14 protein-coding genes and 1 riboswitch are annotated in these 20566 nt (G+C 39.7%); of the genes, 3 read left to right on the top strand and 11 right to left on the bottom strand.

The genetic code is table 11. The annotated features are described in order from the left end of the window. Positions 1-25 precede the first annotated feature (25 nt). The 3 genes from M3Z76_RS13165 to M3Z76_RS13155 form a co-directional block, all read right to left on the bottom strand. Positions 26-358, bottom strand: a complete 333-nt coding sequence (locus M3Z76_RS13165) for a hypothetical protein (RefSeq protein WP_293927709.1) — start codon at positions 356-358, stop codon at positions 26-28. 123 nt (positions 359-481) lie between these two features. After that, positions 482-1306 carry an ammonia-dependent NAD(+) synthetase gene (nadE, locus tag M3Z76_RS13160; RefSeq protein WP_293927707.1) on the bottom strand — a complete coding sequence of 275 codons (825 nt, stop codon included), beginning with the start codon at positions 1304-1306 and terminating at the stop codon, positions 482-484. Positions 1307-1319: 13 nt separating this feature from the next. Beyond that, positions 1320-2789: a nicotinate phosphoribosyltransferase gene (locus M3Z76_RS13155; RefSeq protein ID WP_293927704.1), complete on the bottom strand. Its 1470-nt coding sequence runs from the start codon at positions 2787-2789 to the stop codon at positions 1320-1322. Between the two features lie 219 nt (positions 2790-3008). Here M3Z76_RS13155 and M3Z76_RS13150 point away from each other — a divergent pair, with 219 nt between their 5' ends. The 3 genes from M3Z76_RS13150 (at position 3009) to M3Z76_RS13140 (ending at position 5983) form a co-directional block, all read left to right on the top strand. After that, positions 3009-3350: a P-II family nitrogen regulator gene (locus tag M3Z76_RS13150; protein WP_293927701.1), complete on the top strand. Its 342-nt coding sequence runs from the start codon at positions 3009-3011 to the stop codon at positions 3348-3350. A gap of 24 nt (positions 3351-3374) precedes the next feature. After that, on the top strand, positions 3375-4658 hold the full coding sequence (locus M3Z76_RS13145) for an ammonium transporter (RefSeq protein ID WP_293927699.1): 1284 nt from the start codon (positions 3375-3377) through the stop codon (positions 4656-4658). Between the two features lie 350 nt (positions 4659-5008). Further along, positions 5009-5983 carry a proline dehydrogenase family protein gene (locus M3Z76_RS13140; protein WP_293927697.1) on the top strand — a complete coding sequence of 325 codons (975 nt, stop codon included), beginning with the start codon at positions 5009-5011 and terminating at the stop codon, positions 5981-5983. A 121-nt stretch (positions 5984-6104) separates the two neighbouring features. On the opposite strand, the gene M3Z76_RS13135 is transcribed toward M3Z76_RS13140, so the two are convergent. The 8 genes from M3Z76_RS13135 to hemG all read right to left on the bottom strand — a co-directional run bounded on the left by M3Z76_RS13135 (position 6105) and on the right by hemG (position 20512). Next, positions 6105-6710 (bottom strand): response regulator transcription factor, encoded by a 606-nt coding sequence (locus tag M3Z76_RS13135; protein WP_293927695.1) that lies wholly within the window; start codon positions 6708-6710, stop codon positions 6105-6107. Next, entirely contained in the window at positions 6707-7840 is a 1134-nt protein-coding gene (locus M3Z76_RS13130) for a sensor histidine kinase (RefSeq protein ID WP_293927693.1), read from the bottom strand. The genes M3Z76_RS13135 and M3Z76_RS13130 overlap by 4 nt, the downstream gene beginning before the upstream one ends. 144 nt (positions 7841-7984) lie before the next feature. After that, the gene (gene desA, locus M3Z76_RS13125; protein ID WP_293927691.1) at positions 7985-9019 is read right to left on the bottom strand and encodes a Delta(5) desaturase DesA; all 1035 of its coding nucleotides are present in this window, start codon (positions 9017-9019) and stop codon (positions 7985-7987) included. Between the two features lie 160 nt (positions 9020-9179). Further along, positions 9180-9665, bottom strand: coding sequence for a GNAT family N-acetyltransferase (locus tag M3Z76_RS13120; protein ID WP_293927688.1), 486 nt, complete (start codon positions 9663-9665; stop codon positions 9180-9182). 314 nt (positions 9666-9979) lie between these two features. Further along, positions 9980-13411, bottom strand: a complete 3432-nt coding sequence (metH, locus tag M3Z76_RS13115) for a methionine synthase (protein ID WP_293927686.1) — start codon at positions 13409-13411, stop codon at positions 9980-9982. Continuing rightward, the gene (locus M3Z76_RS13110) at positions 13404-15248 is read right to left on the bottom strand and encodes a bifunctional homocysteine S-methyltransferase/methylenetetrahydrofolate reductase (protein WP_293927683.1); all 1845 of its coding nucleotides are present in this window, start codon (positions 15246-15248) and stop codon (positions 13404-13406) included. The genes metH and M3Z76_RS13110 overlap by 8 nt, the downstream gene beginning before the upstream one ends. Before the next feature lie 169 nt (positions 15249-15417). Next, positions 15418-15517, bottom strand: a riboswitch (SAM riboswitch). Positions 15518-15615: 98 nt separating this feature from the next. Further along, positions 15616-18900 carry an S-layer homology domain-containing protein gene (locus M3Z76_RS13105; protein WP_293927681.1) on the bottom strand — a complete coding sequence of 1095 codons (3285 nt, stop codon included), beginning with the start codon at positions 18898-18900 and terminating at the stop codon, positions 15616-15618. A 238-nt stretch (positions 18901-19138) separates the two neighbouring features. Next, positions 19139-20512: a protoporphyrinogen oxidase gene (hemG, locus tag M3Z76_RS13100; protein ID WP_293927678.1), complete on the bottom strand. Its 1374-nt coding sequence runs from the start codon at positions 20510-20512 to the stop codon at positions 19139-19141. Positions 20513-20566: the final 54 nt, after the last annotated feature.

Raw genomic sequence — 20566 nt, 5'->3', positions numbered from 1 at the left:
TATGAAGTCTGGCTATTCTCCTTCTTCAAATCGAATTTCGGTACGTGTAATGGCGGCTTTTTATATTGCTCGTATAATTGACAACCTGAGAGGCCACGAGCAATCGATTGCGAATAATGGCTGAGTCCGCATTGTATTGCATCCCTTTAATAATAAGACGTGGACTATTTTTTAAAATGATGCTCTTCTTTTTCTTTTGCTTATTATTATTTTGCAGTAATGATTGCTGATTGGATTGATTAAAAGGTGGTCGATTATCTCCATCCATCACTTGCTGAAAAGCATCACTTGCCTGCACATAATGGCGGCTATCACGAAACATATTATTATGAGTGGCACTTACTCTCGATGTGCGCATTACACATACCTCCTTTCCATATTTGTATTATTTATATCGTATTTTTATTAAGAAGCATAAATTTTTCTTGAATAAAAAAGCCGCGCTATGCTGAAACAGTTCATAGTTCGGCTTTTCATTTTCTTATTTCCAAAAATCATCAAAAATCGTAATTGGCATATGGCGTTTATGCTGTGAGCGTAAATAATGTCCTTCTAAAATAGCACGAGGCTCTGCTGGAATTTCCTTGCCTTCTAAATAATCGTCAATTAAATCATAGGTAATACCTAAAGCAGTTTCATCAGGCAATGCTGGCCGATTCTCTTCTAAATCAGCAGTTGGTGCTTTCATATATAAGTGCTCTGGGCAATTTAAATAAGCTAGTATTTGCTTCCCTTGACGCTTATTTAAACGAAAAATCGGCACTAAATCTACGCCACCATCGCCGTATTTTGTATAAAAGCCTGTCACTGCCTCAGCTGCGTGATCCGTTCCTACCACAACTGCCCCATGCATTGCAGCAATCGAAAACTGTGCCTTCATACGCTCACGTGCCTTTTCATTGCCTTTCGCAAAGTCGCTTAATTGGATGCCTGCATTTTCTAGCGTTTGTACACTCGCATCTACTGCTGCTTTAATATTAATTGTATAAATATGTGTTGGCTGAATAAAATCAAGTGCATCCTGACAATCCTGCTCATCAAATTGCGTACCATATGGCAAGCGCACAGCCCAAAATGCATATTTATTTTCTCCTGCCTCTGCATTAAGCTCGTCTACAGCTAATTGCGTAAGCTTTCCTGTTAAAGTTGAATCTTGCCCACCGCTAATGCCAAGCACAAAGCCTTTAATAAAAGCGTGCTTTTTCACATAGCTTTTCAAAAAATCAACCGTTTTACGCACCTCTACCTCTGGGTCAATTGCTGGTAAAACCTTTAGTTCTTCAATAATTTGCTGTTGTAAAGTCACTTTTCAACACTCCTTATGATTTCTCCAACTTTTCAACCATTTCACGCGCCTCGCTAATGTTGCGCATCTTATTGTCCCAGCATTTTTGGCTTAAATCAACTGGATATTCCTCTGGATTTAATGAGCGCTTATATTCATCCCAAAGCAGCTCTAAATTATCTGCAGCATACTGACGAATCGCCATAAGCTCTGGATTTTGATAAACGATTTTGCCATCTTCGATTACTTTTTCATGCAAATTTTTCGCCTCAAAATTTGTCACAAACTTCGAAACGAATGTATGCACTGGATGGAACATTTTAATGCGCTCCTCCGCTTGTGGCTGCTCATCTTCCATCACAATGTAATCACCCTCCGATTTACCTGTTACTCGGTCAATAATACGGTAAACCTTTTTCAAGCCTGGTGTCGTTACTTTTTCCGCATTTGCAGAAATTTTAATTGTATCCTCCATTACCCCATCATCATTTTCAATCGCTACCATTTTATAAACAGCACCTAATGCTGGCTGATCGTATGCAGTAATAAGCTTTGTACCAATTCCCCACATATCTACTCTTGCACCTTGTGCCTTCAAGTTTAAAATCGTATATTCATCTAAATCATTCGATACGATAATTTTTGCATCTGGGAACCCTGCCTCATCAAGCATGCGACGTGCAGCCTTCGATAAAAAGGCAATATCGCCACTATCTAAGCGAATGCCAATAAAATTAATTTTATCGCCAAGCTCCTTTGCCACCTTAATAGCCGTTGGTACACCTGATTTCAATGTGTTATATGTGTCTACTAAAAAGACGCAATTGCGATGGCGCTTTGCATAAGCATGGAAGGCGTCATAATCATTTTTATATGCTTGAACAAGCGCATGTGCATGTGTGCCTGATACGGGAATATTAAAGCGTTTTCCAGCACGCACATTCGATGTCGATTCAAAGCCACCGATAATTGCCGCCCTTGCTCCCCATAAAGCAGCGTCCATTTCCTGCGCACGTCGCGTACCAAACTCCATGCCGATTTCATCTTTAATGACTTGCTTAATACGACTCGCCTTTGTTGCAATTAGCGTTTGGAAATTAACAATATTCAATAGCGCTGTTTCAATTAACTGCGCCTCAATTAAAGGGGCTTCAATACGCATAATTGGCTCATTGCCGAAAGCAAGCTCACCTTCTACCATTGAATACACTGTTCCTGTAAAACGAACTCCCTGTAAATAGCTTAAAAAATCCTCCTCATAGCCAAGCTCTTCACGTAAATAAGCAATATCGCTTTCTGTAAAATGGAAGTTTTTTAAATAATCAAGTGCTCGTTCAAGTCCTGCAAAAACAGCATAGCCATTACCAAATGGCAGCTTTCTAAAATATAGCTCAAACACAGCTTTTCGATTATGAACATTATCAGCCCAATAGCTTTCAGCCATATTAATTTGATATAAGTCTGTGTGTAACGCTAAACCATCATCTCGATACTTCGTTTCCATACTAATTCCCTTCTTCCAAAATATATTAGTCCTAGTATACACTATTTTTTTTATTAATCGGCATAGAAAACTTCTCACACAATATGATGGCTGAAATATACATCTCACAATTAGATCAAAGTCATCGATTTTTTCTATGTGAGGTTTCCTTACACAAACCTTTTTTTCCATGCAAATACCCTTTATCATTTTCTATATTCTAACTTAAGGAGTGGTTGTATGAAAAAGATTGAAGCAATTATTCGACCTGAAGTATTCGTAGCAGTACGTGAAGGGCTAGCAGAACAAGGAATCGATGGGTTAAGCATTTATGAAATTGCTGGCTGTGGAAGACAAGAAGGACGTACAGCTCTATTTCGTGGCAATTCATACACGATGGAGTTTTCTCCAAAGCTAAAGTTGGAAATGGTTGTGGAAGACGCTATGGTGCCGGCAATTGTTGATGTCATCTTGCAGGAGGCTTCCACAGGAGAAGTAGGGGATGGGAAAATCTTTATTTCTACTATAGAGCAAGCAATACGCATTCGTACGAAAGAAGTTGGCTCAGTTGCCATTAATTAAATTTAAAAGAAAAGAGGAGATTGTATGACAAATGAGGCATTAGAACTTTCCATTAATCTTGTATGGGTCATGTTAGGAGCATTTTTAGTATTTTTCATGCATACAGGCTTTGCTATGGTCGAGGCTGGCTTTACCCGCTCTAAAAATGCGGTCAATATTTTAATTAAAAACATTTTAACAATTTCGATTGGCGGTATTGTTTACTTCGTTGCAGGCTATGCCATTATGTTTGGCGATACAGCTGGTGGCTTTGTCGGTACCTCAGGCTTCTTTTTAAACAGTGTTGATGATATTGGCTTCTTTATTTTCCAAGCGATGTTTGCCGCAACATGTGCAACAATCATTTCAGGAGCTGTTGCAGAGCGTACAAATATTATGGCTTATATGGTGATTGTTGTCGTGATGACATTGTTCGTTTACCCAGTTGTCGGACATTGGATTTGGCAAGGCGAGGGCTGGATTACGCAGCTAGGCTTTATCGATTTTGCAGGCTCAACAGTTGTACACTTAACGGGAGCTGTTGGTGCATTCGTTGCAGCAGCAATGATTGGCCCACGCATTGGTAAATACACAAAAAATCGTGTCAATGTTATTCCTGGTCACTCTATTCCACTTGGTGCACTAGGTGTCTTCATTTTATGGCTAGGCTGGTTTGGCTTTAATGGTGGCTCTACACTAGCTGCTGACCCTGAAGCAGTACCTAGCGTCATTGCTAACACCTTTTTAGCTGCCGCTGCTGCTGTAGTTGCTACTGCCTTTTACACAAAGCTACGCTACCGTTATATAGATGGTTCTCTAACATTAAATGGTGCATTAGCTGGTTTAGTAAGTATTACAGCTGGTGCTGCAAACGTCAGTATTGTTGGTTCCATTATTATCGGCTTGCTAGCAGCTCCGATACTAGTGGAAGGTGTTCGCTTGATTGAACATCGCTTAAAAGTAGATGACCCTGTTGGAGCAATTGCTGTGCATGGTTTATGCGGTATTTGGGGGACATTAGCTATCGGCTTCTTCGATGTAGCAAATGGGTTATTTTACGGTGGAGGTCTTGCACAATTAGGGGTGCAAGCTATTGGAGTTGTTGCTGTTATTGCTTGGACAGCAGTTGCAGTATTTGCAAGCCTGTCACTTATTAAAGTATTTATGCCCTTACGTGTTTCACGTGAAGAGGAAATCGGTGGACTTGATATTACAGAGCATGGAGCTAATGCATATGAGTTCCAGCAAGAAACATTTAAAGGGCTTGTGCCGAATGAATCCTTCGCCCACCGTTTAACAACTGCGGGGACAAAGCAAACTTCAGCGTAATCACGTGGAGCTTGAGCTGTACTATTTTTAAGTAGCTCGAGCTTTTATTTTTACTCTAACTTTCCTCATTGTCACTGTCATCATATAGAGGTATGCTTATTAGCAAATACCATTTAAAAGGAGCGAGCTATGTCATACGCTATACAGTTTCAAAACATGAGCTATACAGTTAATGAGCAAAGTATTTTACATAATATCTCACAACATATACATGCTAGTGCTATAATGAGAGAATGCAATTAATTAAAAATTCTTTTAATTAAAGTTCCCTCATGCTTTTATAGCATATTCGCCTAAATATGTTATAATAATTTAGATTTATATTCTAAAAAATAAAAGGAGCACTGTTTATGCTATTACGTGACTTTTTTATCCACTTATCTGAAAACCAACTTTTAAATAGCGCAGCACAAAAGTATGGCTTAAAATTAGGCGCTCAAAGCGTTGTTGCAGGAACAAATATCCCTGAAGTAATCCAAAGCATTAAAGAATTAAATGCTTTAGGCATTTCATGTACAGTAGATAACTTAGGCGAATTCGTTTTCGAAAAGTCTGAGGCAACAGCAGCAAAAGAGCAAATTTTAGCTGTAATCGAAGCAATTCATGCTGAAGGTGTAGATGCTCATATCTCATTAAAGCCTTCTCAGCTTGGTCTTGATATCGACATCGACTTCTGCTATGACAACTTACGTGAAATCGTAGCACAAGCTGCTGAGTACGATATTTTTGTAAACTTTGATATGGAAAACTACGATCGTTTACAAGTTTCCTTCGATTTAGTTGAAGAGCTTTCTAAAACTTACGATAACGTAGGTACAGTAATCCAAGCTTACTTCTTCCGCGCGAAAGAAGACATCGAAAAATTCAAAGACTACCGTTTACGTATTGTAAAAGGTGCATATAAAGAATCAGAATCTGTAGCGTATCAAGATAAATTGGATATCGACTTAAACTATATCGATTTAATCGAATACCATTTATTAAACGGTAAATTTACATCAATCGCTACACATGACCACAATGTAATTGAGCATGTGAAACGTTTCGTAAAAGACCATAACATTCCGAACGATAAATTCGAATTCCAAATGTTATATGGCTTCCGCAAAGAAATGCAAATTTCTTTAGCAAAAGAAGGCTATAACTTCTGTACGTATGTACCATTCGGTAAAGACTGGTATGGTTACTTCATGCGTCGCCTAGCAGAGCGTCCACAAAACTTAAACCTTGTAACAAAGCAAGTGTTTAACAAAAAAACGAACACAGTGCTAGCAGTAGCAGCAGGTGCATTCGCATTAGGTCGCTTAACGAAAAAGAAAAAATAATATGTAAAGCTGTCGGAAAAGTTTTTCCGACAGCTTTTTTAGTTTATTCCATGTTTTTCAAGGTTTATTCCACGTTTTCAGCAGTTTATTCCACATTTTTCGAGGTTTATTCCATGTTCCCTTATTTATTCCAGCCCTTTTCTTTAAAGCGAGCAATTGCTTCAATGCGGTTGCTGACACCGAGCTTATCTAAAATTGTTGAAATATAATTGCGCACTGTGCCTGCCGATAAATAAAGCTCTGCTGCAATTTCCTTCGTTGTTTTCCCTTCCGCAACTAGCTCTAACACTTGGCTTTCGCGCTCTGTTAAAGGATTTTCACTATCATCCTCATAAACGAAATCAACGAGCTCTGGTGCATAAATTTTGCGACCATCCATAATTGTACGTATCGCATGGACTAGCTCCTCAATCGGGCTATCCTTTAATAAATAGCCACGCACTCCTGCTTTACGCGCACGCTCAAAATAACCAGGGCGAGCAAATGTTGTTAAAATGATAATTTTACATTCGTGCTCGCGCAGCAGCTCTGCTGCATCTAGCCCTGTCTTCACGGGCATTTCAATATCCATAATACAAATATCAGGCTGCAATTCCGTCACAAGCTCAATTGCTTCCTCACCATTTTTTGCCAGACCTACTACTTCCATATCTTCCTCTAAGCTAAGCAAGGATTTCATCGCTCCTAGTAGCATTCCTTGATCTTCAGCAATGACAATTCGTATCATTTCGACTCACTCCCCTTCTGATGCGTTATCGTAAGTGGTACACGAATGATTAATAGCGTACCATTGTCATCCATTAACTCCACTGTGCCATTAATAAACTCCAATCGCTCCTGCATCCCTTTCAAACCGCTACCACTATTAATAACACGCTTCGATAAACCGATACCGTTATCCTGTATTGTAATAATCACTTCGTTATCTGTTTGGGCAATTGTAATATCGCAGCGAGATGCTTTGCTATGCTTTACTACATTTGTGACAGCTTCTTTCATCGCCATGCTAACAACATTTTCGGATAGTACAGGCATGTTCAAATCATGCCCTTCATTATGGAGAACAAGCTCGATTTCCGCCGCCTTTAAAATTTGCTCAATGCGATACAATTCCTCCTCAATGCGAACAGCTCGCATATCTGCAACAAGCTCTCGCACTTCTTTTAAAGCAATTGATGCGGTATGACGAATATCTTTAATTTCAACCTTTGCCTGCTCTGGGTTTTTCTCTACGAGACGCATTGCTAAATCACTTTTCAAACCAATCATTGATAGCTTTTGCCCAAGTGTATCATGCAAATCACGTGCAATGCGCTGCCGTTCCTCATGAATAATGAGCTCCGAAATACGCTCGCGAGCTGTTTCAAGCTCACCCTCTAAATTTTCCTGCTTATTGCGCGTATAGAGCGTAAATGGTAATAAGACAACCCCAATCACCGCCAAAATAATAAACGGCGTCTGCGCTAAAAACATTTCTAAATAAATAAAATAGCCTGCTACGATTGATAGCACTGTGAAACCGATATGTAGACCATACATAATATAAAACCCTACAGGTCGTCTTATATTACCGATAAAAAATGCAGTAAATAGCGACAAGTAGACGTAGCCAAACAGCAATGTCATTACAACATTCAGTACCATTTGAAAGCTCAGCCACATGTAGACGAGCCCATTTCTAGATTTAAATGAAAAGCGGTGGAAAACGAAGTAAAGTAATATTAAGCAAGTGCCCAATAATATATGCCAAATGGAAAGCGAACGAACGATAAAGAAAAATGGCATAATACAAAAAATAATCCATATGTAAATACTTAACCACGGGCTTTTCGGGATAATGCTATACCAGCTTTGCATAAGCGCCTCCTTTCCATTAAAATGTGTACCTTTTTAATCGTATTATATCAAAATGTTCTTCCATATAGTTGAAAAAAGCTTACAATGATTTTACAAACGTAAGGCTGCTCAGAAAGTCTTACTTTCCGAACAGCCTCTTAGTCATTATGCTTGTATAGGTTTTTTATTGCGCAAGGCAATCAATGCATTTGCTTCTTTAAATGTTACAAACTTTTTGCTATCTGAATCATATAGCTTAAAGCGAATTGACTCTAAGCTCGTTTTTAATGTAATCGTCGTTGCATGCTGCAATGGCTTTACATTTTCATGCGCTGCTTCTAAATGATAGTTCGGGATACGCGGTGATAAATGATGCACATGGTGGAAGCCAATATTTCCTGTAATCCATTGTAGCACTTTTGGTAGCTTATAATATGAGCTTCCTTCTACTGCTGCTTTTACATAATCCCAATCCTCTTCATATTCAAAATACGAATCTTCGTACGTATGCTGAATATAAAATAACCAAATCCCTAGAGAGCCAGCGATAAATAATGTTACACCATAAACAAGTAAAAACGCTTGCCAGCCGAAAGCATAAATTAAAATTGCACAAATTGCAATTAATACAAGTGTCGTTAAATGTGTATTGATACGCTCTTTCTTTTTTGCATCACTGCGATTAAAACGATTTAACACTAACACCATGTAAAGTGGTCCTAAACCGAACATGACAATCGGATTGCGGTATAAGCGGTAACCGATACGACCTAGCTTTGACTTCTCTACATATTCCTCTACTGTTAACATATCGATATCACCGATACCACGCTTATCTAAGTTCGAGCTTGTCGCATGATGGATTGTATGCTCACGTTTCCATTTTTCATATGGGAAAGATGTTAATGTGCCCGTAATAAAGCCAACAATATTGTTCGCTGTTTTATTTTTGAAAAATGAACCGTGCGTGCAATCATGGAAAATAATAAACGTGCGTACTAAAAAGCCTGCCGCAAAAACGCTACATGCAACGCTTAGCCAAGGTGAATATTGCATCACATAAAATGCGAGTGCCCACAATGCAATCATTGGCAAAAGCGTATTAATAAGCTGTTGAATACTTTTTCTCATTTCAGACTTTGCAAATGGAGCAACATCTTTTCGGAGCTGCTTTGTTTTTTCAGCATCGATATGTGCCATGTAAAAATCCCTACCTTCGTTCAATTTATTAACTTCATATTAAACAATTAAACGAATGACAAGTAGACTTAAATATCATGATTTTTTTATGACAACTGTCATATGACTAGGTGCTAAATTAGGGCGAAATGTAAGAAAAATGGGCGAAATCATGATGCTTTTATAAATCTAACTGATAAAATGACACATCCAACCAGCGCTCAAATTTATAGCCTGCATTGCGAATTGTCCCGCTATAAGTGAAGCCTAGCTTTTCATGCGAAAGTATACTCGCCTCATTTTCAGCATCAATGACAGCAATCATCGTTTTTAATTTTTGTGTCTTTGCTTCTGCAATTAATGCATGCATTAGCTTCGTCGCAATTCCTTTGCGATGATGCTCCTTATGTACATAAACAGAATGCTCAACCGTATACGCATAGCCCGGATAGGCACGATATGGTCCATATGTGGCATAGCCTGCTACTCGTTCATTCTCCTCATAAATAAAAATCGGCTCGTTTGCCGCTTGCTTCGCCTCAAACCAAGCTAATCTTTGCTCCAACGTTTGTGGCTCATATAAATAAACTGCTGTAGTCGTTAAAATCGCATCATTAAAAATTTCAAGCATCCCTGCAACATCTTCTTTTACCGCTCTGCGAATCATTGGCGATTCCTCCTTTTTATCAAATACTATACTTATAGATATTTGTTTTCAATCAAAACTTATATAGGAAAATATTGTATTTTAAAGGATATTCAACCATTTATATAGAAAATAATTTTATTGATACATATTTAAATGGAGAGTGAGCTATGAAAAAATATCATTCTAGTATTATGATTCGTCTATTTGACGATACATTTTTTTCAATCAACTCAATGCCTCTGTCGACATTGATATTTATAATTTGTGCGCGGAATAAGAAAAGAACCTGAAAAGTAGCATACTATACTGCTTTTCAGGCTCTTTCATCTTATTTATACATTAAAATATCTCGCATTTGGATGTGCAAAGACAATTGCGGATACGCTCGCCTCAGGCTCCATCATAAAGCCATCCGTTAGCTGTACGCCAATTTCCTCTGGCTTCAATAAGCCGAATAGTTTTTCTTGATCCTCTAAATTCGGACAAGCTGGGTAGCCAAAGCTGAAGCGTTGTCCTTGGTATTTTGCTGCAAAGCGGTCACGCATTGTGAAGTCTGTTGTATCTGGAAAGCCCCATTGGTCGCGAATTTCTTGGTGAATACGCTCCGCAAAGCCTTCCGCTAATTCTAGCGCTGTCGCTTGTAGTGCATGACTTTCTAAGAAGCGACCTTGCTCCTTCAATTCACGGGCTTTATCACTAACACCATGACCGGCCGTGACAACCATTAATGCAATATAATCCATTTCACCGCTATCTACTGTTTTCAAGAAGTCTGCTAAGCATAAATATGGCTCTACTTGCTGACGCGGGAATGTGAAGCGTTCAATTTCTGTTTTTGCATCATCTGGACTGTACACGATGACATCATCACCATCCGCTTGTGCTGGGAAAAATTGATACATGCCTGATGGCTGGAATGTGTCGCTCTGTAAATAGCCTGTTACAAGCTCATGTAGCTCAATCGCACGGCTATCACCTTCCTGTAAAAACTTATCAACATTGCCCTTTAAGCCAAGGTGGTGCCCGATTAATGTACGTAAATTTACATATGGCTGTAAATGTGACACAGCATAATTACGCTTAATGCGACGTGTTAAATCTTTTGGTACAAATACAGATGCATCCTCCACTGTGCGAGCAGGCTTTACTAGTGGCTCTGCCTTCGGTTTAGCTGCACGTTTTTCATCCGCCTCTAAACGCTTTTCACGCGCATCGCGAAGTTCTTCTAACAGCCCTTCCCGTTCTGCCTTATTCATTAAACGGTTGGCAAAATCTAAGCCTTGCATTGCGTCCTTTGAATAAATAACAGGACCATCATATTCCGCAGCAATTTTCGTTTCTGTAAAGCGACGCGATAATGCCGCACCGCCTACTAAAATCGGGATATCAATACCTGCCTCCTTAAAATCTTGCGCTGTTAATACCATTTGCTGTGCTGATTTTACAAGCAAGCCTGATAAACCAACGAAATCAGGTTGCTCCTTGCGAATCGCTTCAATTAACTCAGTTGGTGTTACTTTAATACCCAGATCCACTACTTTATAGCCATTATTACTTAAAATAATATCCACAAGGTTTTTCCCGATATCGTGCACATCCCCTTTTACTGTCGCTAACACTAATTTCCCTTTGTTTGCGGAGTCATCATTTTTCTCCATAAATTGCTCTAAATGAGCAACAGCAGCCTTCATAACACCTGCTGATTGCAACACTTCTGCTACAATTAACTGGTTATCATTAAATAGACGACCTACTTCCGCCATCCCTGCCATTAATGGTCCATTAATAATATCAAGAGGGGTATCGAACATTTCCATCGCCGCATTTAAATCATCTACTAAGCCTTCCTTCGTACCTTCTAAAATGTAGTACGCTAATCGACCTTCTACTGTTTTCGGGATGTCCGCCTCTGTTTTTTCCTTTTTCTTATCGCGATAAAAATCGGTAAAGACCGCTAGCGTTTCATCATTTGTCTTAAAAATTAAATCATTGGCAAGCTTAATTTCATCTTCTGGAATGGATGCATAGCGCTCTAGCTTTTCAGTATTGACAATTGCATAGTCAAGACCTGCCTGTGTACAGTGATATAAATACACTGCATTTAATACTTCACGACCAACTGGTGGCAAGCCAAACGAGACGTTACTTACACCAAGCACCGTTAAAACACCTGGCAATTTCGTTTTAATCAGGCGAATCCCCTCAATTGTTTCCTCTGCTGCACCAATATACTGCTCGTCCCCTGTGCCAACTGGGAACATTAGTGGGTCAAAAATAATATCCTCTGGCGAAATGCCCCATTTTTCTGTTAACAGCTTATAAGAGCGCTCTGCTACCTCTAATTTACGTTCGCGTGTAACTGCCATCCCTTGTTCATCAATTGTTCCAACAACAATGGAAGCTCCGTATTTTTTAACAAGTGGCATGACCGCATCAAAGCGTTCCTCGCCATCCTCTAAGTTAATCGAGTTAATGATGGCCTTTCCTTGCGAAAATTTCAGCGCCTCTTCCATTACTTTTTCATCTGTCGAGTCAATTACAAGCGGAACCTTTACTTTTTTCACAACCTCCTGCATAAAGTTCTGCATATCGGCTACTTCATCACGGTCAGGGTTCGCTAAGCAAATATCGATAACATGTGCACCGCTTTTCACCTGTGCACGTGCGATTTCCGCTGCTTCTTCAAATTTGCCATCAATAATTAAGTTTTTGAATTTACGTGAGCCGATAACATTTGTACGCTCACCAATAAATAATGGGCGCATTGACTCATCATATTGCAATGGCTCAATGCCAGATACCATATGCTCTCCACTTGCTTGCTGTGGCTGACGTGGTGTATGTCCGTCTACCGCTTCTCGAATTGCCGCAATATGCGCAGGTGTTGTTCCACAGCAGCCGCCAACAATATTTAACCAGCCTTTTTCTGCAAAGCCTTGTAGCTTTTTCGATAAAGATTCTGGTGTTTCATGGTAACAGCCATTTTCATCAGGTAGCCCTGCATTTGGATAACAGCTTACATAGCTTGTGCTTAGTTCAGATAATGAACGAATGTGGTCTGTCATAAACTCTGGACCTGTTGCACAGTTTAAGCCGATTGATAATGGCTGGACATGCTCAATTGAAATATAAAAGGCTTCAATCGACTGTCCTGCTAGCGTTGTACCCATCGGTTCAATCGTACCTGAAATCATAATTGGTAGCTCTTTCCCCAAATCAGTAAAAGCACGTTTAATACCAATTGTCGCTGCTTTGACGTTCAGCATATCCTGGCTCGTTTCAAGCAAAATTAAGTCTGCGCCCGCTTCTACAAGTGCATGTGCTTGTACATAGAAGTTTTCCTCTAATTCATCAAAGGTAATACCACCCGTTACCGACAACGTTTTCGTCGTTGGTCCAATAGCACCTGCTACGAAGCGTGGCCATTCTGGTGTCGAAATTTTTGCTGCCTCTTCCTTGGCTATTTCTACAGCACGCTTATTAATTTCAATTGCCTTATGCCCTAAATCGTATTCATTCAATACGAGCGGTGTCCCACCGAATGTATTTGTACAAATAATATCTGCGCCCGCTTCTAAATAGGCACGATGTATTTTGTGCAAAACGTCTGGACGTGTCAGTACAAGGTTCTCGTTACAGCCATCCAGCTCCTCACCACCAAAATCGTCATATGTTAAATTTTCATTTTGTAGCATCGTTCCCATTGCGCCATCAATGATTAAAATGCGCTTTGCTAACTGTTCTTGAATTGGGTGATTAAACATTTGCTTTGACTCCTTTTTGTGCATCAAATTGCTTCACATAGTCCATTAATTGTCGTGTCATATCGTAGCGTAAAAATGGTGTAATTAAATAAATACCATTGAAATATTCGCATGCTGTATCGAGTAATTCCTGTGCAATAGCAATACCCTCAGCCGTTGCTTTTTCCTTATCATCCCCGCACGCTTCCATACGTGCTAATGCATCATCAGATAATTTAATACCCGGCACCTCATGATGTAAAAACTCTGCGCTTCTAAAGCTTGTTAATGGCATGATACCGATATAAATTGGCGTGTCTAAATGCTTTGTTGCCTCATATATTTCAACGATTTTTTCTTTCGTATAAACAGGCTGTGTAATAAAATAATCTGCACCATGCTCAATTTTTTTCTCTAAACGGCTTACCGCACGGTCTAATACACGCACATTCGGGTTAAATGCCGCAGCAACAGAGAAGTTCGCCTGCTTGCGCAATGATTTCCCTGAGAAAGAAATGCCTTCGTTTAATTTTTTAATTAAAGTAATTAACTCCATTGAGGATACATCATAAACGCTTGTTGCTCCTGGGAAATCTCCTACCTTTGTCGGGTCACCTGTCACAACTAAAATATCATTTAAATCCAAGGCATCTAAGCCCATTAAATGCGACTGTAAGCCAATTAAATTACGATCACGGCATGTTAAATGAGGCAATGCACGAACACCATGCTGCAATTTTAAAATCGAAGCCATCGCAATATTGCTAATACGTGGGGAGGCAAGTGAATTATCTGCCATCATAATGACATCAGCCCCTGCTTCATACAGCTCCTTCGCCCCTTTTACAAACCCATCGATTTCTAAATGACGTGGTGTGTCTAACTCAACAATAACAGAACGGCCTCGCTTCACCTTGATATGTAACGGCTCTTCAACTGGTGGCTCTGGCACACGTACAAACTCTGCACTTCTAGGCTTAATTTCCTTTTCAGTCAGTGGCTTAACACCTGCTAGACGCTTTTTCACTGCTTCAATATGCTTTGGTGTTGTACCGCAGCAGCCACCAATCAACCGCACTCCTTGCCCAACTAGCTCCACCGCCGCACGTGCAAAGTAATCAGCCTCTGATTCATAGACAACGCGACCATCTTCTACATCTAATAAAGAAGCGTTCGGATATGCTGAAAGAAAGGCATGCTTCGGTAGCTCCACCGTTTCCATTGCTTGAATCGAATGATACGGACCTAAGCGACAGTTCATGCCAACAATATCTGCACCGAGTGCATCTAGCTCCGTTAATGCATCATTTAAGCTCATGCCATTTTGTAAAATGCCTGGCTCATGCATCGACACTTGCGCCACAATAACTTTATCTGTTAATGGACGCAGCATTTGAACCGTTGCAGACAGCTCTTCAAAATCATAATATGTTTCAAGCAATAGCCCATCTACGCCACCTGCTAATAAGCTCTCTGCCTGCTCACGAATCGCTAATAAAATTTCCTCTAATGTCGCATCACTTTTACGGATTCCACGCACACCGCCAATTGTCCCAAGCACAAATTGCTCACCTTTGCCAACTGCTGCCTTTGCTAGCCTAACTGCAGCCGCATTGAATTCCTGCACGCGATTCTCATAGCCATAGCGTGCTAATTTAATAGCATTTGCCCCATATGTATTCGTTTGAATAACATCAGCTCCTGCCGTAAGATATTCACTATGAATCTTCTCTACAATCTCGGGTTTTGTAACATTCATTTCCTCATGGCAATAATCCAATCCATATGAATAAAGCAGTGTTCCAATCGCCCCATCTGCTGTTAATACTCTTGCCTGTAATGCTTCACGTAGTCCCATCTTTCATCCTCGCTCTCGCTTAATATAATCAATTACGCCTCATCGTAATTGGGTACGGATTAATCCGCGACATCTGCCAGAGGCTGTATTATTCAACAGATATTTGCTGAATAATAAAAAGCCTCCTTTATTTAAATATAAAGAAGGCTCTACTCGTTCGTATCGTTCCTTCTCATCTGTCGGCATACACCTGCTGGATTTAGCACCTGACATGTTTGTTGGTTGCTGAAGCTTCATCGGGCCAGTCCCTCTGCTTCTCTCGATAAGAAATTGAATGCATATTAAATTCTTATTGTTCATTATAGAGTAGTGTAGACAATTTGAGAAGTGTTTTTTACGAAACGAACGAAAATTGTCTATAATGGATTTATTGTGCCGCTGCTTGAATATTATCAAATGCCCAATGTGCTGGTGTAACATCTTTGAATAATGGCGTTTGAGCATCTGCTTGCAATTGATATTCAAATAATTGATTTAAAACTTTTACTGCCTGTGCACGTGTCAAAGAACCCTCTGGATTGAATGTCGTTGCATTTATACCTGTCATGATGCCTAATGCATTCACTTTCGCAATCGCTTGAGCTGCCCAATGATTGAGATTGACATCTGTAAATGGCATCACCGAGGTAGATTCTGTGCAATACGTTGCTGTGCTACTACCTCCACAGTATCGCTCAATCCATCTCATTGTTACTGCTGCCATTTGTGCTCTTGTTATTGTACCATTCGGATTAAATGTTGTGGCTGTTGTTCCTTGGAACAAACCTTGCGATTTTACAAACTCGATAGCATCTTTCGCACCGTGCTGATTTGTGTCTTTAAAACTTACTTGCACTGTTGGGATTGTATTATTTGTTAAATAACGTGCCAACATACTTGCCATTTGTGCTCTTGTCACAGCTACATCTGGGCGGAATGTTCCATCTGCATAGCCTTGAATATACGGTATAGATACTTTGTTCTCTTGCTGTGGTACATGCACAATCGAAAATGTTGAAAATTTCCTTACCTCAAATTGAATACCTAGTGTATCTCCTTTGAAATCTACTAAATCTCCATATATCCCCTCTTTCGTACCATCACTATGCTCGATATAGATTGCTAGATTTTCTAATTGCTCCTGCGTCACATCTTGTGGTAATGGCAATGTTAATGTCACAGGATGATTTTGCATATTCGTTTCAATTGACATTGGTTGTCCAAGCAATGTCACATTTGCATTGCCAAGCAATTGTCTAACCAGCTCCTCTGTTCTTGCTCTTCCTTGCAATTGCTGTACTTCCTCTCCTCTTACTGGCACGATACGGAAATACAACTCTTGCTCAAAGGACTGTAGCGAGCTTTGCGGTATATCTATTTTCACATCATCAGACACAATTCCTAAGTGAATTTGTTCCTCTTTTAACATAGATAGCACCGTTAATGGTACAGTAACTATCGTTTGTTGAACTTGATTCACTGTATCTGTTGGCAACACAATATAAATTTCCTTTTTTTGTGTTCCTTGTAATTTTAGTAGGGCGTCTCTGATACTTTGACTAGTCAAAATAACCTGATCTTGTACTGTACCATCTGCATTAGTTGTTCGGTTAATCGTTAATTGAGACACTTCTGTTCCCTCACCTAACTGTACATTTACCATTAACTGTTCAGTTGTTGAAAGAGGACCCTCGGTGTTCGTATTATTGATATTGTCATTAGGTGGCACAATCACTGCTAGCCATTTTGCATATAGCACTGTATTTCCTGTCACTACATCTGTCGTAAAATCCCATGCAGCATTAAGGTTACTATCCTTATACCAGCCAACAAATGTATACCCTGCTTTTATAGGATCTCCTGGTTTGTTTATTTTCTGTCCATAAATCACGATCACATTAGCTGGGTCTGTCATACTACCACCAGTTAAATTAAAAGTTACTGTATGCTCAACTAATGGCTCTACTTTAATTTCTGCCACATTACTTGTTATTGTGACTACTTTTGTACCATTTACGCTGTTATTAGTGTTGGTAATAACCACATAATAATAAGTTGTACCTACTACATTTGTTGGTATAATGTATGTCGCATTCGTTGCACCTGCAATCGCTGTACCACCACTATTACTGTTCGTTGTATGACTGTACCATTGATAACTCAAAGTACCACCATCCGCTACTGTTGCTACAGTACTTAGTGTACCACTTCCATTTACAGGTATTGTTTGATGATTTGGTTGCACTGTAATCGTTGGAATTTCTGCACTCATCAACGAATTTATCGTAATGCTAACTTGGAAGCTTTCACTTAACCCTCCATCAGCTGTGACAGTTACCGTTTCTGTATATGTTCCTGCTGTCAAGCCCTGCTTCGGAAACACCATCATCACAGCAGATAACGTACCATCACCAAGTGCATCTGGTCGTACTGTGCCTGTCATAAAGCTGCTACTTGCACCACCACTAAAATGCACAGCTACATTTTCAATAATCCCTGGTCCAACTTTTGTTAATATCACATTTCTCTTAATAGCATTGACCTGCGTACCTGTATAGCCTACTGTTAATGCTGGAAATGTCCATGCTGTTTCTGAAACAGTAAATGTAGGTGGATCGTGTACAAGAGCACGTGCAGCCCTACTTGTTACTGTTGCCGTCTTGGTACCATTTACACTGTTATTCGTGTTAGTAATGACCACATAATAATAAGTTGTACCTACTATATTTGTTGGTATATTGTATGTCGCACTCGTTGCATCTGCAATCGCCGTACCACCGCTATTACTGTTCATTGTATGACTATACCATTGATAGCTTAATGTGCCTCCATCAGCTACTGCTGTGGCTACACTAAGTGTTCTACTGCCATTTACAAGTGTCGTTTGATCGCTCGGCTGTGTCTGAATTACAGGTGTTTCCGCATTTACTAATGAATGAATTGTAATGCTCACTTGAAAGCTCTGACTCAAGACAGCATCAGCCGTAATTGTGACGGTTTCTGTATATGTCCCTGCTGCTAAGCCCTGCTTCGGAAACACCATCATCACAGCAGATAACGTACCATCATCAAGTGCATCTGGTCGTACTGTGCCTGTCATAAAGCTACTGTTTGCTCCTTCGCTAAAACTAACAGCTACATTGTCAATTGCGCCAACACCAACCTTTGTTAATGTAATATTTTTTTTGATTGGAATTACCTGCGCTGTTGTATAACCCACTGTCAATGCAGGGAATGTCCATTCTGTGTCCGAAACAGTGAAGGTTGCTTGTTCATGCACTCTGACACGAGCCGCATTACTTGCTGTGGTTGCTGTTTGTATACCGCTCACACTGTTATTTGTATTTGTAATGACTACATAATAAAAAGTATCTCCTAATACACTTGTTGGTACAGTATAGGTTGCACTTGTTGCACCATTAATCGCTGTACCTCCGCTATTGCTGTTCATTGTATGACTATACCATTGATAGCTTAATGTACCTCCATCAGCTACAGTTGCGGTTACACTAAGTGTTCTACTGTCGTTCACAACGACCATTTGATGGGTTGACTGTGCCGTAATCATTGGCGCTACTGCATCATCTGTCGAAGCATACGTCGATATTGGTACATTGACAAATGCTAGTAATACAATAAGCAAATAAATAAAGCTTTTTCTGCTTCTTTCCATCTAAATTCCTCCTTAATATTTATCTACTTTAATTATCAGAATATTCGTATAAATTTTGTTTTTTTTCATTATATACGACAAAGGTTAAATTTTAGTTAAAAAATACGTAAATAAAAAAATATTTATTTTTTTTCGTGAGTAATCTACATTCCTTAAAAGCAAATAAAAACTTCACTAGCAAAGACAAAAAACACACAAAGTCAATCACTCTGTGTGTTCTTTATATTTTTCTCTATACCTATAGTAAGTGTTTAACTTTCTCCGCTATCACCCGACCATTTTGAATACATGCGCCAATCCCTACACCATAATACGAGCATCCAGCTAATAGCACGTTTGGATAATACTCAGTCATTTTCTGCTCCACTGCTTGCAAAGCATCGCGATGTGCGAGGTCATAGCGTGGCATTTTATTGATCCATTTAGTAATGTTGATGACAGTTGGCTTGTCCTCAATATTTAAGCTTAGCTTAATATCTTGTAAAGCAATTTCTGTTAACTGCTCATCCGACATTGCCACAAGCTCTTCATAGCGCGGGTTGCTATCTTTATAAAATAGACGTACTAGCAGGTTGCCATTTGCGGAAGTATGCGCCCATTTACGGCTCGTCCAAGTTGATGCATTGCATAACAAATCGCTATTATGCGAAACGATAAAGCCTGTTCCATCCGCAGGCAGTACCGAATCTGACACATGAAAGCCTGCATATAATGTAAGAGCTGAGCCATTTGTAAATTGCTCGAAATGTGGAGCAATCTCTTCCTTTACTAACAGGTGCTTTACCGTTTCATTCGGCACAGCTAAGACGATAATATCCGCCTCGACCGCTTCTCCGTTGCTTAACGCAATCGTATAACGTGCATCAGCTTGTGCAATAGCTGTTACATTGATACCTTTTTTAAATTCCACCTGTGTTAAACTTTTCTCAATATGATGAATAAAATCTGACATGCCCTTTTGGAATGAAATAAACTTTTTATCTGCTGCCTTTTCAAATTGCTCACGATGTGCCTTGAAGCCAGCCATGATGCTACCGTAGTTATTTTTATAGTCAACTAAATAAGGGAGTGTTGATGCCACTGATAATTCATATAAATTGCCTGAATAAACGCCTGCTAGCACTGGTGCAATTTGCTTATGCACGATTCCTTCACCTAAAAAATACTCTAAAAACTCGCCAATTGAGCTTTCCTTCGTAAAACGATCATTCGCTATTTCTGCGTCCTGTAATACACGTTGCTTTTCTTCAGCAGTTAATAAAGTGCTAGCCATTAACGATTCTTCGCTCATTGGAATGCCGAATGTCGAGCCTGCTGGAATGGCATGCAATTCATTGTTTGTATGAATATAAGAGATGCCTGTTGCATTATATACGAGCTCACCTTCGAACTGCACTTCACGCACTAAATCAAGCACTCCTGGATGGCGTGCCACAATCGAATCTGCGCCTGTTTCCATAATAAATTCCCCGATTTGCTGTGAGCGAATTTTTCCACCTAGCTCCTGATTTCCTTCGATAAGAATAAGCTTTGCATCAATATTTTGCTGCGCTATATAATGCATTGTCGAAAGCCCTGTAATGCCTCCACCAATCACTACGATTGTTTTCATGATCCTCTCTCCTTGCGAAACATCCATTTCTTTCATTGTACTTTATATTATTCG

Origin of the sequence: Metasolibacillus sp., from assembly GCF_025291715.1 — a bacterium.
GTDB classification, from domain to species: Bacteria; Bacillota; Bacilli; order Bacillales_A; family Planococcaceae; genus Metasolibacillus; species Metasolibacillus louembei.
The sequence above is the reverse complement of the archived record's forward strand: the minus strand, read 5'-3'. Positions and strand labels throughout refer to the sequence as shown.

Coding starts and splice junctions, on each gene's coding strand:
- metH (WP_293927686.1), bottom strand. CDS start 13,411: ATGTTTAATCACCCAATTCAAGAACAGTTAGCAAAGCGCATTTTAATC.
- desA (WP_293927691.1), bottom strand. CDS start 9,019: ATGGCACATATCGATGCTGAAAAAACAAAGCAGCTCCGAAAAGATGTT.
- hemG (WP_293927678.1), bottom strand. CDS start 20,512: ATGAAAACAATCGTAGTGATTGGTGGAGGCATTACAGGGCTTTCGACA.
- M3Z76_RS13150 (WP_293927701.1), top strand. CDS start 3,009: ATGAAAAAGATTGAAGCAATTATTCGACCTGAAGTATTCGTAGCAGTA.
- M3Z76_RS13110 (WP_293927683.1), bottom strand. CDS start 15,248: ATGGGACTACGTGAAGCATTACAGGCAAGAGTATTAACAGCAGATGGG.
- M3Z76_RS13120 (WP_293927688.1), bottom strand. CDS start 9,665: ATGATTCGCAGAGCGGTAAAAGAAGATGTTGCAGGGATGCTTGAAATT.
- M3Z76_RS13105 (WP_293927681.1), bottom strand. CDS start 18,900: ATGGAAAGAAGCAGAAAAAGCTTTATTTATTTGCTTATTGTATTACTA.
- M3Z76_RS13165 (WP_293927709.1), bottom strand. CDS start 358: ATGCGCACATCGAGAGTAAGTGCCACTCATAATAATATGTTTCGTGAT.
- M3Z76_RS13135 (WP_293927695.1), bottom strand. CDS start 6,710: ATGATACGAATTGTCATTGCTGAAGATCAAGGAATGCTACTAGGAGCG.
- M3Z76_RS13130 (WP_293927693.1), bottom strand. CDS start 7,840: ATGCAAAGCTGGTATAGCATTATCCCGAAAAGCCCGTGGTTAAGTATT.
- M3Z76_RS13155 (WP_293927704.1), bottom strand. CDS start 2,789: ATGGAAACGAAGTATCGAGATGATGGTTTAGCGTTACACACAGACTTA.
- M3Z76_RS13145 (WP_293927699.1), top strand. CDS start 3,375: ATGACAAATGAGGCATTAGAACTTTCCATTAATCTTGTATGGGTCATG.
- M3Z76_RS13140 (WP_293927697.1), top strand. CDS start 5,009: ATGCTATTACGTGACTTTTTTATCCACTTATCTGAAAACCAACTTTTA.